Source organism: Mucilaginibacter sp. KACC 22773 (genome assembly GCF_028736215.1).
Classification (GTDB): Bacteria; Bacteroidota; Bacteroidia; order Sphingobacteriales; family Sphingobacteriaceae; genus Mucilaginibacter.
Genome location: NZ_CP117883.1, coordinates 5,554,632 through 5,570,116 on the forward strand (window position 1 = coordinate 5,554,632; position 15,485 = coordinate 5,570,116).

13 protein-coding genes and 1 tRNA gene are annotated in these 15,485 nt (G+C 43.2%); 3 read left to right on the top strand and 11 right to left on the bottom strand.

The annotated features are described in order from the left end of the window. The first annotated feature begins 20 nt into the window (after nt 1-20). Nucleotides 21-1,388 (top strand): alpha-amylase family glycosyl hydrolase, encoded by a 1,368-nt coding sequence (locus PQ469_RS22935; protein ID WP_274209747.1) that lies wholly within the window; start codon nt 21-23, stop codon nt 1,386-1,388. A 144-nt stretch (nt 1,389-1,532) separates the two neighbouring features. Here the strand turns inward: PQ469_RS22935 and PQ469_RS22940 are convergent, their stop codons facing one another. After that, entirely contained in the window at nt 1,533-2,285 is a 753-nt protein-coding gene (locus PQ469_RS22940) for an SDR family NAD(P)-dependent oxidoreductase (protein ID WP_274209748.1), read from the bottom strand. Nucleotides 2,286-2,410: 125 nt separating this feature from the next. Between PQ469_RS22940 and PQ469_RS22945 the strand changes: the two genes are divergently transcribed. Further along, nucleotides 2,411-2,764, top strand: coding sequence for a winged helix-turn-helix transcriptional regulator (locus PQ469_RS22945; RefSeq protein ID WP_090651874.1), 354 nt, complete (start codon nt 2,411-2,413; stop codon nt 2,762-2,764). A 161-nt stretch (nt 2,765-2,925) separates the two neighbouring features. Here PQ469_RS22945 and PQ469_RS22950 read toward each other — a convergent pair whose 3' ends face one another. The 5 genes from PQ469_RS22950 to PQ469_RS22970 form a co-directional block, all read right to left on the bottom strand. Then, a complete protein-coding gene (locus tag PQ469_RS22950) occupies nt 2,926-3,396 on the bottom strand; it encodes an OsmC family protein (RefSeq protein WP_337993746.1) in 471 nt (156 codons plus the stop codon). Nucleotides 3,397-3,436: 40 nt separating this feature from the next. Continuing rightward, entirely contained in the window at nt 3,437-4,444 is a 1,008-nt protein-coding gene (locus PQ469_RS22955; protein WP_274209749.1) for an aldo/keto reductase, read from the bottom strand. A 278-nt stretch (nt 4,445-4,722) separates the two neighbouring features. Next, nucleotides 4,723-5,307: a 50S ribosomal protein L25/general stress protein Ctc gene (locus tag PQ469_RS22960; protein ID WP_090651834.1), complete on the bottom strand. Its 585-nt coding sequence runs from the start codon at nt 5,305-5,307 to the stop codon at nt 4,723-4,725. Nucleotides 5,308-5,550: 243 nt separating this feature from the next. Next, on the bottom strand, nt 5,551-6,495 hold the full coding sequence (locus PQ469_RS22965; RefSeq protein ID WP_090651833.1) for a ribose-phosphate pyrophosphokinase: 945 nt from the start codon (nt 6,493-6,495) through the stop codon (nt 5,551-5,553). A gap of 176 nt (nt 6,496-6,671) precedes the next feature. Further along, nucleotides 6,672-6,742 (bottom strand) — tRNA-Gln (locus PQ469_RS22970). Nucleotides 6,743-6,954: 212 nt separating this feature from the next. Here PQ469_RS22970 and PQ469_RS22975 point away from each other — a divergent pair. Next, entirely contained in the window at nt 6,955-10,092 is a 3,138-nt protein-coding gene (locus PQ469_RS22975; protein WP_274209750.1) for a DUF2723 domain-containing protein, read from the top strand. Between the two features lie 388 nt (nt 10,093-10,480). Here the strand turns inward: PQ469_RS22975 and PQ469_RS22980 are convergent, their stop codons facing one another. The 5 genes from PQ469_RS22980 to PQ469_RS23000 form a co-directional block, all read right to left on the bottom strand. Further along, nucleotides 10,481-11,434, bottom strand: coding sequence for an acetyl-CoA carboxylase carboxyltransferase subunit alpha (locus tag PQ469_RS22980; RefSeq protein ID WP_090651831.1), 954 nt, complete (start codon nt 11,432-11,434; stop codon nt 10,481-10,483). A 48-nt stretch (nt 11,435-11,482) separates the two neighbouring features. Then, nucleotides 11,483-11,983 (bottom strand): hypothetical protein, encoded by a 501-nt coding sequence (locus PQ469_RS22985; protein ID WP_274209751.1) that lies wholly within the window; start codon nt 11,981-11,983, stop codon nt 11,483-11,485. A gap of 261 nt (nt 11,984-12,244) precedes the next feature. Next, nucleotides 12,245-12,715, bottom strand: coding sequence for a RidA family protein (locus tag PQ469_RS22990; RefSeq protein ID WP_255369890.1), 471 nt, complete (start codon nt 12,713-12,715; stop codon nt 12,245-12,247). Nucleotides 12,716-12,810: 95 nt separating this feature from the next. After that, the gene (locus tag PQ469_RS22995; RefSeq protein ID WP_274209752.1) at nt 12,811-13,371 is read right to left on the bottom strand and encodes a Crp/Fnr family transcriptional regulator; all 561 of its coding nucleotides are present in this window, start codon (nt 13,369-13,371) and stop codon (nt 12,811-12,813) included. 199 nt (nt 13,372-13,570) lie between these two features. Next, nucleotides 13,571-15,331 carry a family 43 glycosylhydrolase gene (locus PQ469_RS23000; protein WP_274209753.1) on the bottom strand — a complete coding sequence of 587 codons (1,761 nt, stop codon included), beginning with the start codon at nt 15,329-15,331 and terminating at the stop codon, nt 13,571-13,573. Nucleotides 15,332-15,485: the final 154 nt, after the last annotated feature.

The window sequence follows — 15,485 nt, forward strand, 5'->3', positions numbered from 1 at the left end:
TGAGTAACAAAAAAAACCAGATGAACAGTTTAATTCTATTTATAATGCTAATAGGCTCGCTACTGGGCTGCGGCAAAAAATCAGATCCCACACCCGATCCGCCGGTAAATCCGGTCAATACAGATCCGGCGCAATATGGTACCCCTTTTAGCGGCGTACCCGCAACCAAAGATATTGTGATGTATGAGGTGAATTTAAAAACTTACTCGCCGGTTGGCCTGAGCAGTGCCATGGCTCGTTTAGATTCTATCAAAGCGCTTGGCGTTAACGTGGTATGGCTAATGCCAACCTACCCGGTAGGCGTTTTGAAAGCTTCAGGATCACCCTATGCAGTTAAAGATTATACGGCCGTAAACGCCGATTTTGGCACACTGGATGACTTGCGGGCTTATGTTGCCAAAGCCCATGCGCTGGGAATAGCCGTTATATTGGATTGGGTAGCTAACCACACCTCTTGGGATAATGCATGGATCCAGAATAAAGACTGGTACCAGCAGGATGCATCGGGCAATATCATTATTCCGCCAGGCACAAACTACGCTGATGTTGCCGCGCTAAATTACAACAACACCAGCATGCGTGCCGCCATGATTAAGGCCATGAAATACTGGGTGTACACAGCCAACATCGACGGCTACCGCTGCGATTTTGCCGATAATATTCCTAATGATTTCTGGGTTCAGGCAATAGATACTTTAAATAAAATTACCACCCATAAACTGATCTATTTAGCCGAGGGCACCAAAGGCCCCGAAATAAGCGCCGGTTTCCAGATGAATTTCGCTTTCAGCTATTACGGTACGCTTAAAAATCTTTTTGCAGGTACATCCAGCCCATCGGCCCTGTTCTCAACAAACACTGCCGAAAAAGCTTCGTTACCGACCAATGGTATTAAGTTAAGGTATATTACCAACCATGATAATGCCTCGTCAGATGGCAGCACCATCAGCGAGTATAAAGGCAAGCAGGGTGCGCTGGCCGCGTTTGTTTTGGCAGCCTATATGGATGGTGTGCCATTGATATACAGCAGCCAGGAAGTTGGCTATCCAAATTCCATCAACTTTTTTAACAACGTAACGGTAGATTATACCGCCAACCCGGACATGATTGCCGAATACAAAAAGATTATCGCCTTCCGCCAGGCACACGAGGCTGTTAAAACGGGCACTTTGACGGATTATAATGATAATGATATTGTGTCGTTCGAGAAAAAGACAGCAGCGGATGATGTGTTGGTGCTGGTAAATTCAAAAAACAGCAGCGTTACCTACGCTGTTCCGGCAGCCCTGCAAGGTACCACCTGGACAAACGGCTTCACCAAAGCAAATATCACGTTAGGTGCCCAGCTTATTATTCAGCCATATCAATACCTGGCGCTAAAAAAATAGCTTCTTGTTTACTTTTTATATAAAAGGGGCAGCTTGGTCTCTGGTCTCTTTTGGGTTTGTAAATCACCGCGGGATGCGGTGATTTACTTTTTAAGCGCAATTTGTTCCGCCTATCTGGCCTGAAACCTAACCGTTGTTCTTGAATTACAACAACCCACCGGCAACTGTGATTCTTTCGCCTGTTACCCAACCTGCATCGTCAGAAGCCAGGAATACCGCAACTTTTGCAATATCTTCCGGCCGACCCGTGCGACCCAACGGCGTGTTGGCAACCATTTGTTTCTCCAAATCGCCTCCAATTATACCCGCACTACGTGTACCTTCCGTTTCGGTAACGCCGGGGGCAATAGTATTTACCCGTATTTTTCGTCCACCTAACTCTTTGGCCAATAGTTTTGTCATGGTATCAACGGCTGCTTTTGCCGCGCAATACACCACCAGGCCGGGCATGGGATTTTGGCTTACTGTCGAGCTGATGTTTATAATACTACCACCCTCCTCACCAAACAGGGCTACCGCGCTTTGGGTGCACAACAAATTACCCAGCACATGCGTGTTATATTGTGCATGAAAACTATCTTCGGTAACGGCCTCTAAGGGCTCAAAAGTAAAAACGCCGGCATTATTTACCACGATATCCAGCCTGTCAAACGCTGTTTTTGTTTCGGCAAACAACCTTTTCACATCTGCTGACCGTGTTATATCGCTCTGGACAGCGATGGCGACGCCACCATCTTTTGTTATTTCATCAACCACTTTATCAGCATCAGCCTTAGCTGATGCATAATTGACCACAACTTTTGCACCCGCTTTTGCAAATGCTTTTGCAATTCCGGCACCAATTCCTTTTGATGCACCTGTAACCACCGCAACTTTATCTTTTAACTTTAAGTCCATTTTATTGCTTTTAATGAGCTGCAATACTAATATATTTGTATACTTTTGGCAAGTATGTACTTATTTGTATGTTATATACCAAAAAGTATGTATAATTGATTATCAATATTTTATATAAAATAAAAATGAAAAATAAACGCGAAATCCCTGAGCAAATCCAGAATTGTGGCGTTGAATATGCGTTTAAACGCATCGGCGGAAAATATAAGGCGAGGATTTTATGGTATTTACACTCAAAAACTGTACTGCGCTACGGCGAACTAACCCGTACTTTGCCCGATATTACCACCAAAATGCTTACCCAGACTTTAAGGGAATTGGAAGACGATAAATTAATAACACGGAAAATGTATCACGAAGTGCCACCCAAAGTAGAATATTCGGTGAGCGAGACAGGGCGGGAATTAATTCCGTTTATTGAGCATTTACACAATTGGGGTAAAAAACAATTGCAAAATGAATTATTGGCAAACCAATAATAAACAATAAAAATATACAATAAAGGCTCTTAAAAAAATGCCCCCGGCGTAATGGCTTAATCGTGGTACTTTAAACCATTACGCCGGAAATTAAAACATTCCTCAATCTTTTTATTACACGGATATGTGTTTCTCCGTTCAGAAGCTAAACACAATTTACCTCAGCTCTCCACCCTATACTCCGGCTGGTTCAAAACCGGGAATTTAACCGAGTTGGCTATGAAGCACAATTTGTTGGCCTCGTGGTGCAGTTCATCCGCCCTGGCCTGCATGATGGCTTCTTTAAGGGTGATCATCGGCTTTAATATTACTTCGGTAAAATAACCGCCGCCGTCGCTGGTTTCAACCATCGTACCTTCTGCCCTATCTTCATACGCGGTTACCACCACACCCGCCACCGAACACAAGTGCAGGTACCACAACATGTGGCAGGCAGCTATCGATGCAAGCAACAGGTCTTCGGGACTATAACGGGATTTATCCCCCCTGAAATTTGGATCTGACGAACCTGAAATATCCTGCTTACCATCAATGCTGATGGTGTGGGCACGTTCATATGATCTATAATCTTTGGTTCCAGCGCCCGTATTACCTGTCCAGGTGATGGTGGTTTTATAATGATGATCTTTCATGATCTAATATCACCATAAAAATAAACACCATTAAATAAAATTACAGATTGGTCATTTTTAAAGATGCCTCATAGTAACGCTGACCGGTATCTGGATATTTTTTTAACAGCTCGTCTATCTCCTGCAAATCTACAGCCGATAACTCCACATCAACAGCTCCTGCGTTTTCCTGCAGGTATTTGCGCTTTTTGGTGCCGGGGATAGGAATAATATCATCGCCCTGAGCCAATACCCAACCCAAGGCTAATTGTGCTGGTGCAACATTTTTTTGTTGTGCCAGGACAGCAAATTCACGGGCCAGTTTTTGGTTATTGTCCCAGTTGTCCTCGTTAAAACGTGGCAATGTTTTACGAAAATCGCCGTCGGCAAGTCCTTCTTTATTTAAGGTATTGGTTACCAGGCCGCGCGATAGCGGGCTATAAGGCACTAATGAAATATTTAGCTCGCGTAATACCGGCAGTATTTCGTTCTCTACATCGCGGGTAAGTAATGAATACTCGCTTTGCAGGGCAGCAATAGGATGCACGGCGTGTGCTTTACGGATGCTTGCAGCCGATGCTTCTGATAAACCAAGGTAACGCACCTTGCCTTCCTTAACTAATTCGGCCATAGCTCCCACCATTTCCTCCACAGGCACATTGGGATCGATTCGATGGGCGTAGTATAGATCGATGGTATCGATATTTAATCGTTTGAGACTTTGCTCAACCGCAGTTTTCATATAAGCGGGCGATGCATCAAAATAAACATTGGCGGTGCCGCTACCCGCATAAGGGGCGTTGACATCCCTCACCCTGAAACCAAATTTGGTGGCTATAAATACTTTATCGCGGTTTTGCTTCAATACTTTGGCTATCAGTTCTTCGTTTTTGCCGTTGGCATACATATCCGCAGTATCCCAAAAGTTAATGCCCAGGTCAAGCGCCAGGTTAAGTGTAGCTAATGATTCGTCGTTATCTATCGGGCCATAGGCGAAACTCATGCCCATACAGCCTAAGCCAATGGCAGATAGTTTTTCGCCGGTATTCCCTAAATTTCTGTATTTCATAGGTATTATGTTTTTGTTGATACAAATTTAAACAACCTGCAAAGCGATGCGGTTATAAGTATCAAACTAAATATTACAAAATTCAAACAGCTAACGCTAAGTCAAAAGTATTTAGTTGCAAGTCTCAAGTCATTTTCGCTTGTTGCTTACTTCCGACTCAAACCACCAATCAACCACAACAAGGCGTTTAAAAACCTTGCTTTTGCCAAAAATTCTTGACCCAAAAAAAACGCGACCAGGCAAAGCCCGATCGCGTTTTTTTTACCAGGAGGTAAAAATTATTTTTTACCTGAAGCAGCTTCCTGCTCAGCCTGACGTAATGCACGTGAAGTAGTTACAGATACGATAGTATCTTCCTGTGCATTGGTAATAGTTAAGTTTGGCAATTTAATTTCGGCCACTTTTACTGATTTACCAACTTCCAAAGCTGCAATACTTACTTCAATAGCATCTAAATGATCTTTAGGTAATGCTTTGATGCGCAGTTTCCTTAGTTTTTGAACTAATTTACCACCCACTTTAACACCTGGCGAAGTTCCGGTTAATTTAACAGGGATCTCGATAGTGATAGGCTTTTTCTCGTCAAGCAATAAAAAGTCTACGTGGATAATTTGTTCAGTTAAAGGGTGAAACTGCAAATCTTTAATAATAGCCTGTGATTTAACACCAGCAACGTCAAGATCGATGAAATGAACAACCGGAGTGTAAACTACGGCTCTCAAATCAGCTGCGGACACTGAAAAGTGGGTTTGGGTTGGCCCACCGTAAAGTACTGCAGGCACTAAGCCTTGGTAACGCAGTTCTTTAGCGTCTCTTTTCCCTACGTTCTCTCTTGGAGAACCGCTAATAGCAATTGATTTCATTGTTTTTTATTTTATTATTTATTGTTAGTTCATGGTTCATAGATCATTGTTATGGCCTAATCCGCACAAGGTCTTCTTTTAGTTCATAGATCATTGTTCATGGTCTAATCCGCACAAATTTTATTTTCGTTCATGGTTCATAAGTCATTGTTCATAGCCTAATCCTTATAAGTTCTTCGTTCTTTTCAATCCCTATAGTTAATGTTTTACTATGAACCATCAACTATGAACCATCAGCCGCAATCAATCTACCCTAAACAACTGGCTTATCGAGCCGTGTTCATTTACATTGCTTATAGCTTTTGCAAACAATTCGGCAGTTGATAGTACTTTTATTTTAGGGCTTTCGTATTTCAATGGTATGGTGTCGGTAACTATTAGTTCGGTTAACACCGAGTTTTCGATAGTTTCGTAAGCTTTACCAGATAATACGGGGTGTGTACAAACCGCGCGTACGCTGCGTGCACCACGTTCCATAATTAAGCCTGCTGCTTTGGCCAGCGTGCCGGCTGTATCGCAAATATCATCAATCAATACAATGTCCTGGTCGGTTACGTCGCCAATCAATGTCATCGATTCAATCTCGTTGGCACGTTTACGACGTTTATCGCAAATTACAACCTCGGCATTAAAAAATTTAGCAAAGCTGCGCGCCCTGTATGAGCCCCCCATATCAGGCGATGCAATGGTTAAATTACCAAGACCAAGGCTTTTAATGTACGGCACAAAAATGATAGAAGCATCCAGGTGATCAACCGGAACATCAAAAAATCCCTGTATCTGCGCTGCGTGCAAATCCATGGTCATGATGCGGTTAATACCGGCTGCCACCAATAAATTGGCTACCAGTTTTGCGCTTATAGCTACGCGGGGTTTATCTTTCCTGTCCTGGCGTGCCAAACCAAAATACGGGATAACGGCGTTTACATAATGTGACGATGCACGGCGTGCGGCATCAATCATCATCAGCAATTCCATCAGGTTATCAGTAGGCTGGTGGGTACTTTGTATCAGGAATACATCGCATCCCCTTACAGTTTCATTAAAATGTGGTTGAAATTCGCCATCACTAAAACGTGAAAGAACTACATCGCCCAATTCGCGGCCATAGGCTTCAGCAATTTTTTGCGCCAGCGCTTTTGAGCCCGAACCTGCAAATAATTTAACCGGATTAAATTGTAATGGCATTTTTTTGAATTTTGAATTTCGGATGTCTGATTTCGGATTTGGTTAATTTTCAATTGCTTATCAAGCTAAAATAAAATAAACCAGGCCCTTAACAACCCCCTAAAATACAATTCGGACCTCGATTTTCTAAAACGGAATAAATCCGAAATCAAAAATTCGAAATCCGAAATTTCTTGTTGCCCGACCAGGATTCGAACCTAGACAAACGGTACCAAAAACCGTCGTACTACCATTATACTATCAGGCAATCTCCCTGGATGTTTTACTCTCCGAAAAGGAATGCAAATATAAGACGATTTTTTAACTCTCAAAACAGAATTTGAAAAAAGTATTTACAAGCCTGTTTTACAGCTAAAAACGATTAAAAAGAGTTAACGCAAAGCGTTTGGTTTCGGCATCATAATAGTTTTTTGCTAATTTCGGCTCAATTAAGCCTTTTGATATACGAAAGTACCTGACATGAACTACACTAAGATCAACAATATTTTTGGCTGGATAGCCGGTATTATCGCTACCATTACCTACATTTTAACACTTGAACCATCGGCCAGCTTTTGGGATTGTGGCGAATTTATAGCTTGTATCTTCCGCATGCAGGTAGCTCATCAACCGGGAGCGCCTTTGTTTACCATGATAGGTAAAGTATTTACACTGTTATCTATGGGCGATAATACCAAGGTTGCCTACTGGGCCAATATGGCCTCGGCATTGGCCAGCGGCGCAACTATCCTGTTTTTATTCTGGACGGTTACCGCGCTTGCTAAAAAAATACTGGTAAAAAAAGCCGAAGATATTAATATCGCCAGCCTGATTATCATTATAGGTTCTGGTTTGGTTGGTGCTTTGGCCTATGCTTGGTCAGATACGTTTTGGTTTTCGGCAGTTGAATCTGAAGTTTACGCGCAATCATCTTTATGTACAGCCATCGTTTTTTGGGCTATACTAAAATGGGATGCCCATGCTGATGAACCCAACGCCAACCGCTGGATTGTTTTTATTGCCTACATCATGGGCTTATCAATAGGCATCCACCTGTTAAACCTGCTGGTAATACCGGCAATAGCGTTAGTAATCTATTTCCGCAAGGCAAAAGCCATAACCGCCCAGGGCACGCTACTGGCATTTTTTGCGGGTGTGGTATCGGTAGCTTTTGTGTTATGGGGCGTTATCCAGTTTACAGTTAAAGGCGCGGCCTTCTCCGATCTGCTTTTTGTAAACACCCTGGGTATGGGCTTCGGCAGCGGTGCTATTGCTTTTTTTGCATTATTGATAGGCACCATTGCTTTTGGCATTTATTATACTATTAAACAATCGCAGCTTGCCATTATAGCTTCGGCGGTATGTTTTATATTGGCGCTGGGTATTAGTACCGGCATTATTGGTGCACTTATTGGCATAGGTATTTTGGCCTTGTTGGAGTACGTGATTAAAATTCGTGAAAAACGTTTTGCTCTCAATAGCTTTTTTGTGTGCCTGTTGTTCATACTGTTTGGCTACAGTTCATTTGTAATGATAGTAGTACGCGCCAAGGCCGACCCGAACCTGAATAACAGCGATCCGCAGGATGCTTTTGCACTCAACAGCTACTTAAACCGCGATCAGTACGGCGATACGCCTTTATTATACGGCCAATTTTTTGACTCTACGCCTACCGAGCAAACCGAAGGCGCTAAAATTTACCGCCGCGGCAAAACACAGTACGAGGTTGCCGGCAAAAAACTAACAACTGTTTATGATCGCAACACCATTTTCCCACGGATGTTTAGCGATAAGGGAGGCCATGCACAATTTTACCGCGCATGGAGCAAGCTGGCCGAAGGCGAAAAACCAACATTTGCTACCAACCTGGGCTTCTTTGGCACCTGGCAGGTTAACCAGATGTATACCCGCTATTTCCTGTGGAATTTTGTTGGCCGTACTAATGATCTTGACGGCCAAACCAGCAACAGCGGCGCAGATGGCAACTGGATAAGCGGCTGGAATTTTAACAAGCCTTTGCCTGCCGAGGTTACCCAAAGCAAAAGCTATAACCGCCTTTACTTTTTACCGTTGATAATTGGCCTGGTGGGCTTATTCTTCCACTTTAAAAACGACCAGCGAAACGCCGGTGTGGTTTTGGTACTATTCTTTTTTACCGGCCTTGCCATTGTACTTTACCTAAACCAGGATCCTTTACAGCCACGTGAACGTGATTATGCCTACGCAGGATCATTTTACGCTTTTGCAATTTGGATAGGGCTTGGTGTTATGGGCGTAGCCGAGCTTTTAAGGAAGGTAGTTAATGCCAAAACCAGCGGCATTATTGCTACCGTGGTTTGTTTATTAGCCGCTCCCATACTAATGGCCAGCCAGGAGTGGGACGATCATAACCGGTCGACCAAGCTCACGCCGCATGATATGGCCTATAACTACCTTAACTCCTGCGCGCCAAATGCTATTTTGTTTACTTATGCCGACAATGACACCTACCCGCTTTGGTATATACAGGAAGTTGAAAACGTAAGGCCCGATGTACGCATCGTGAATTTAAGCTTACTGGGTACCGATTGGTATATCCGCGGCATGAAACATAAGATGAACCAATCGGAGCCTTTGCCTATTACTATGCCCGACGATAAATTTAAAGCGGGTGTGCGCGATGTGGTTTATTTAAGCGATAAAAACCTGCCAGGCTCAACCGAGTTAAAGGATGTTTTTGATTTTATTACTTCGGATGATAAAGCTACCATGGCTGAGTATGGCAATGGCGATATAGGCAACTACTTGCCAACCAAAAAATTCAAAATAACGGTTAATGCAGACGATGTGGTTAAAACCGGAACAGTGCCTGCCGCCCAAAAGGACCAGATAGCGCCCGAAATGGATTGGACATTTAACGGCAAATACGTAACCAAGGATATTTTGGCTATGATGGATATTTTGGCCCACAATAACTGGAAAAGGCCGATTTACTTTGCTACCACCGTACCCGATGAAAACCTGATAGGCCTTGGCAAATATTTATATAGCGAAGGTTTTGCAAACCGCCTTATGCCATTAAAGGTAGATACTGCAGCAAACGCGGCCGATTTGATTAACACCCCGGTAATGTACTATAACATGATGACACAATACAAATGGGGCAACATGAAAACGGCCAGCTATCTTGATCATGAATCAAACACCATGTTTTATCCACTGATCTCGAGGTTATACTCCAGCCTGGCCGATAACCTGTTAAAAGAAGGAAAAACCGACCTGGCTAAAAACGCGTTAAAAAAATACGACGAGGTAATGCCGGAGACCATCCCAAATACCGAGATAGCCATCCGCAAATATTACCTGATTGAAACCGCCTATCGCCTGGGCGAAACCCAAATGGCCAACAAACTGGCCAACCTGGTTGATGCTTACGTAACCAACCTTCTGGCTTATAATTTAACACTGTTGCAAAGCGGCGATACCACGCTGGAGAGCCGCGATATCCAATATTCGATGTCGATGCTGAACGGGTTGGTAGAGTTTACCAAAAACTACAAACAACCACAACTGAACGCCAAATTTAACGCGCAGTTTAAAGAATATGAGAAGAAATTAGGCATGGGTACGGGGAAATAGAATTAAGAATTTAAACGGGCTGTCATGGTGAGCCCGTCGAACCATAGCGGGCAAAGGCCTCTCCGCGCGAGTCCGAGTCTTCGACAGGCTACCCATGACAAGTTAAAAAACGGAAGTCATCCTTGTAACTTGTTTCAGGATCCCACAGGACAGGTGACCCGCATGAAGTATACTTAGCACGTGGGGTGCTGAAACAAGTTCAGCGTGACATTAGGGCGAAATCATTGTCATTCTTCCTTCAGGATTTCGCGAAATTTTACAACTCAGACTGACAGGTCTCCCACCGAATACGTTAAGAATAGACGCTCTTGTAACAAAAAGGGTGATACTAAAAAAAGCGGCAATCGCCGCTTTTTTTTAGTATATGGTTATTAAAGTCCGAAAACTATTATTCGTTTACTACACCCATCGAACAGAATTTTTCGATGCGCTCGTTAACCAGTTCGGTAACGTCTTTTTCTTTGAGGATTTTAAGATCTTTTAGCAATTGCTTTTTAAGCGTGGCAGCCATAGCTACGGGATCCTGGTGGGCGCCACCAAGGGGCTCTTTAATAACCCCGTCTATCAGCTTGTTTTTTAGCATTTCTGTAGATGTCAGTTTCAAAACTTCGGCGGCACGTTCTTTATTTTCCCATGTTTTCCAAAGGATGGTTGAGCAGTTCTCCGGCGATATTACCGAATACCAGGAGTTATCCAGCATCATTACTTTATCGCCAATACCTATACCTAATGCGCCGCCTGATGCACCTTCGCCTATAATAACACAGATGATAGGTACTTTAAGTATCGACATTTCTAACAGGTTACGGGCTATGGCTTCACCTTGTCCGCGTTCTTCGGCTTCCAGGCCGGGGAATGCTCCGGGGGTGTCAATTAAGGTAACAACCGGCTTGTTGAATTTCTCGGCCATTTTCATCAGCCTCAGAGCCTTCCGGTAGCCTTCGGGGTTAGCCATACCAAAGTTGCGGTACTGGCGCTCTTTGGTGTTACGGCCTTTTTGCTGGCCAATAAACATCACTGTTTGGCCATTTAATGTTCCAAAACCGCCAATGATGGCTTTATCATCGCCAACTGTACGGTCGCCGTGCAATTCAATAAAATCATCGCACATCAGCTCAATATATTGCAGGGTATATGGCCTTTCGGGATGGCGGGAAATCTGTACCTTTTGCCAGCCGGTAAGATTGCCGTATATTTCTTTTTTGGTGCTTTCCAATTTGGCTTCCAGCTCTGCAACAGTTGCCGACATATCCAGCTTGTTTTTATCTTCAACCTGCTTCACCTTTTCAATTTGCTGCATCAGCTCGGCAAGGGGTTTTTCAAAATCAAAAGTTATTTTCATACACTTTATTTGGGGCCGCTAAATTAAACAAATCAATCGGCAAATTTATCAATTATGATTTTGCAAAGTTTCCAGCTTTTTTATCTGGGCCGGCGATAGCAGTTTCCAGGTATTGTAGCAGGCAATCAAAATGGCATCCCGCAGTTCGCCGTAGTACAAGCCCGACCGGTTACTATAAAAAATGATGCTGCCTTCGTCGGTTCCTTTGTTAAACAAATCATCCAGTCTCTTTTCGTTGATAACAATAAATCCCCCCATTTCAATTCGTTTGCGTTTCAGCTCTTTAGCAATAGCTTCAATCTTAGTAATTTGTATGGGGCTAAGGCCTGCCTCCTTTTTAAACTGCATAGCCACATCCGGCATTGGGTAATGGTTCAGCAGTGCCACCGGCGGCATATTATAAATATCATCTCCTTTTAACAATGCGGTATACTGCGCATCAGTTAAAGTTTTAACAGGCGATTTTTTCAAGGTACTATCGGGCGTCTGCGCCGCAATTCCACTATAAATAAACAGGGAAGCTATAAATACAGGTATTGTTTTCAGCATAGGTTGCAGTTTACAAAAAAGCCGCAACTATTAGGCCAATAAACTTCCACCTTTCTTAATTTGCGTAATAGTTATGAAATACGATACGCCAAATAATCAAAACGAATCCTACTTAATATCCCTGACCTATGCTGCTTTACCTTCATGCCTAAAGATAGAAGCCTGAAACCTAAATTAATAATTGATTGTAGAAGTTATGCAAACGAAAGACCCATTCCGGCGGGTGAGTCTTCCGTTTCCACTAATCCTCGAACGAATACTTTATTTAACGACAGTTGCTTCCAACTCAACTTTTAAAGTTTCGAATAGGCTTTTCACCTCCAAAAGCGTAAGTGCTTGTTTGACGCCATTCCTGACGGCCCAATCTTGAAAAATCTTAAAATTCGACAAAAGCTCAGAGGTCGATGTCGTATAAATATTTAAGCGGACGATCCCTTCAGGTTTGTACCCTGCCTTGCTGATCACAGTCTCTAAATTCTGCAATGCTTTGGTCAGTTGAGTTTTCATATCGTCATTACTTGATATTCCGTCATCGCTTATAGCGGTTTGTCCCGAAATGTAAAGTGTGCTTTCCACATGTCTTGCTTCAACAGCCTGTACATAACTGCGTTCGTCCTGCCACCCCCAGGGATTGATTATCCTTTTTTCCATCTGTGCATGTTTTGAAGTTTGCGCCCATGCAGGTGCAGTAATTGTTAATAATAGTGTTGCCAGTTTTGCGATCTTTTTCATAATTGCAGTATAAATTTACAGTGCAAAAATCCGGATAACATTCGGGATCAAGCCTTGATATACCTCACCATTATCATGTGAGGTATATCACACTATTAATTAAAACGGCTCAAAGTTTCACGGGATACTCCCAGGAATGCAGCCAGCTGACTTTTCGGCACCCGCTGAACGAGTGAAGGATATTGCTTAAGAAGTTGTTCGTAACGCTGTTTTGCATTAGAGGTTAACAAAGAGACGATGCGCCTTTGTGCACCAAGAAAGCCGAAGTTGGCTTTTTCGAGAAAAAATTTTTCCATCTTTTCCATTCTATCACAAAGATTGCGGTAATTTTCCAGCGTTAAGCACAGTACTTCTGTATCTTCCAGGCATATCAGTGACATGGTCGATAGGGTCTGCGTATAATAGGCCAGAAAATCGCTTTCCCACCAGTCTTCCATAGCAAACGAGACAATATGCTCCTTTGCCGTATCGTCAGTATACACCAGCTTTAAAAGCCCGGACAGAATAAAAAAATTGTGTTTTACAGATTCTCCTTCCTGAATAAGAAATTGATGTTTTTTAAATTTTTTAGCGGTGAAATGACTTAATACAAATTCATACTCATCATCGTTGAGTAACACGATCTTTTCTATATGGTTTCTTAGTCTTTGATCCATGCTCCTTTTTTAATGATTTCTATACTAATAAAGATAATTATCTCCACCTTAAAAAACGCGGGGAGTATAAAAAAGGGTTTCCGATGCATACTAAACCCGAATGGTTATTGGGGTCGGCACTCGGCTTTCATTATCTTACCACTCTTCGATTTCATAATATAAAATAAACATTTCACTAAACAAGGAACAGAACGCTTTCTTATTCCACCTTTACCACCTTTGTCCTTGCCGAAATCCCGTTTTCATTAAAGGCCTCTATCTGGAAATAGTAAGGTAAATCCCTATCCATCCCGCTAAAATAAAACTCGTTTTTGCCGTATACCATCATGTTGTTGTACAGTTTATCGGGCGCTATGCCAAAATAAATGGTATAGCCGGTGGCGTTATCATTGGGTTTCCATTTAAGCCAGGAGTTACGGCGCTCGCTGTCGCCACGCAGCACAATCAGGTTTTGAACGGTATCAGGCTTTGCGCCTGCACCCTTACCAAATACCCGGAAGCCCGATAACGCAAACTTTCCTGTTGGCATATGCCGGTTTACCATTTTCAGGTAACGCGCTTTTACAGGTGTTTTTAGTTCGATATAATCATGTGGAACATCTTTTTTGTTTTGGCTTTTGTCAATCAAGACCTTCCATGTTTTGCCATCTACCGATGAATAAACTATATACTGATGATAAACGCCTAATGATTTACCCATAAACGTTGCATCCTGGTCGGCATAGTTAATTTGCACCGAGTTGATGGTGCTGGTTTCGCCCAGGTCGGTTTTAAACCATTCGCCTTTGCTGGCAGTTTTAGCGCTCCAATAGGTTTTAATATCCTCGTCAACCGCGTTATTGGCGTAGTAAGCGCCCAGGGTCGACGATACTTCTACCGGCTTATTATAGTTCAGCAGCATCCAGCCGGTAAAGTTACTTTGCAGGTGGTCTTCGGCGCCGGTGGCCAAATATTGGGGATAATCACCATAGGCGGTGTTGCAATACAGCGTTCCGTCTTTATCAAAACCGGCAGGCCAAAAGCCAATGCGGCGTTCAAAGTTATTTTTTACCGAAATACCCATGGTGCTGATATGCCAGTAGTTGCCATACTTATCGGCCCAGGTTGCTCCGTGCCCCGCTCCTTTTGCAAAGCCGCCGGGCTTGTACGAGAACGGATTATGTTTTTGATAGGTAAACGGACCAAGTGGCTTATCGCCCACAAAAACGCCATCGCCATAGCCGCTTTGTTCGGTACCGGGCGCACCGAATTGCAGGTAGTATTTGCCGTTATGCTTGTTCATCCACGAGCCTTCAATAAAGGGCAGCAGGAATACATTATCATTATGTTCGCCGAAGCGCTCCCAGCCATGCTTTTCGGGATCCAGCTTAACCATTTCTTTTTTGAGGCCGATGGGTTCAAATGTTTTCCTGTCTATCTCCTGCCCATAAAGCGGCAGGGTATTGCTCGATCCATGATAAATGTAAACCCGGCCATCATCATCGGCAAACATGCCAGGATCCCAGGCGCCTACTTTAAAATAGTCTTTAGCCGCTTTCCAGTCATCTTTGGTAGGGCTGGTGCTCATCCAAAGGGTAAAATCCTTATTATAGGTCGATCCTATCACCAGCAAGGTATCGCCTAAAACTAATGTTGCAGGCGCGCAAAGTTCATCGCCGGCAACCTGGTTGTAGGGGCGTACAAATTTGCGGTATACAAAATTCCAGTTCAGCATATCATCACTCCACCAGTAGCCAAACTGGTTAGTACTGAACAGGTAGTACTTGCCTTTAAACAAGGTCATGGTTGGGTCGGCAGTAGCGCGGTGTTTGCCCCAGCTTGCAAAACTATCAAAAGGGGTGTAGCCGTAATCGAGGTTAAGCGGGTTGCAATAAGTTAACCTTTTGGTTTGCGCGCTTGCATCCTGCAGGAAAAAGCAAAGCAATAGTATCAGTAAAATACGGGCAGCTATCTTCATCATATATACACTGGTTTATATAGGTAATAACAGGATGCTAATATCTGTTTTTAAACAATAATTAAAAGATGACTTACTACTACATTTACTGCACAAAAGCGCCCGGTTTGACTAAAAGCTTGTCTAAACCCGGCAACCAATGCTTAAAAGCGTAAAC